Genomic DNA, 1,303 nt, shown 5'->3' with positions numbered 1-1,303 from the left:
TTCGGCGCCGTCAGGCCATTCGACGCACCATCGGAATTCACCGCCGAACCCCGCACCACCGCCAACACCCGATGCCCCCTCGCCACCGCATCCGACAGCCGCTCCACCAACAACACCCCGGCGCCTTCGGACCAGCCGACACCATCCGCCGCACCCGCGAAGGACTTGCACCGGCCGTCCGCGGACAACCCGCGCTGCCTGCTGAACTCCACGAACATCCCCGGCGTGGCCATCATCGTGACGCCGCCTGCCAACGCGAGGGAGCATTCACCCGCCCGCAGCGACTGCGCCGCCAGGTGGAGTGCGACCAGCGAGGACGAGCACGCGGTATCCACGGTGACCGCGGGCCCCTCGAAGCCGAAGGAGTAGGCGATCCGGCCGGAGATCACGCTGCCGCCGCTGGTGCCCGACGATGCGGCGCTCAACGCGTAATCGTGGTACATCACCCCGGCGAACACACCGGTCCTGCTTCCCTTCAGCGTGCTCTGGTCGATACCCGCCCGCTCCAGCGCCTCCCACGAGGTCTCCAGCAGCAGCCGCTGCTGCGGGTCCATGTACCGCGCCTCGCGAGGCGAGATCCCGAAGAAACCAGGGTCGAATTCCGCTCCGTCGTAGAGGAAGCTGCCCCGGCGGGTGTAGCTCTTGCCGTCCTGGCCGGGTTCCGGGTGGTACAGCGCGCCGAGGTCCCAGCCGCGGTCGGCGGGGAACTCCGAAACCGTTTCCACGCCGTCGACCACGAGCTGCCACAGGTCTTCCGGGGAGGTGACCCCGCCGGGATACCGGCACGCCATCCCGACGATCGCGATCGGCTCGTCCGCCACGGGGCGCTCCGCCACCGCGGTGACCACGGGGGTTTCGGTTCCGGAGAGCCGAGCGTCCAGGTATTCGGCGACCGCTTCGGAGGTGGGGTAGTCGAACACGAGGGTGGCCGGGAGCCGGAGCCCGGTGGCGGTGTTGAGCTGGTTGCGGAGTTCGGTCGCGGCGAGCGAGTCGAAGCCGAGTTCCCGGAAGGCACGATCGGGTTCGATGTCGGTGGCGGAGGAGTGCCCGAGCACCGCGGCGACCCTCGTCCGCACGATGTCGAGCAGCGCGCGTTTCCGTTCCGCTGCGCCGAGAACGGCCAGGCTGGGGTGAGCGGGTTCGGGTGTCAGGGTGGTTTTGGGTGGGGCGAGGGTGTGCAGGAGTGGTGGTGCGTCGCGAAGGACTGTGGTGTCGATCTGGGTGGTGATCACGACCGGTCGTGAGGTGTGCAGTGCGGTGTCGAACAGGCCGAGTGCGGTCTGTTCGGTCAGCGCGGGGAGTC

General features: G+C 69.3%; 1 protein-coding gene. It reads right to left on the bottom strand.

Translation table 11 applies throughout. From position 1 onward, the window contains the following. Positions 1-1,303 (bottom strand): acyl carrier protein (locus ABD256_RS44110; protein WP_344432390.1); only part of this gene is annotated, 1,303 nt, incomplete at both ends.

Source organism: Amycolatopsis minnesotensis (assembly GCF_039529815.1).
In the GTDB taxonomy this organism is placed as follows: Bacteria; Actinomycetota; Actinomycetes; order Mycobacteriales; family Pseudonocardiaceae; genus Amycolatopsis; species Amycolatopsis minnesotensis.
This window is presented reverse-complemented; position numbering and strand designations above follow the sequence as displayed.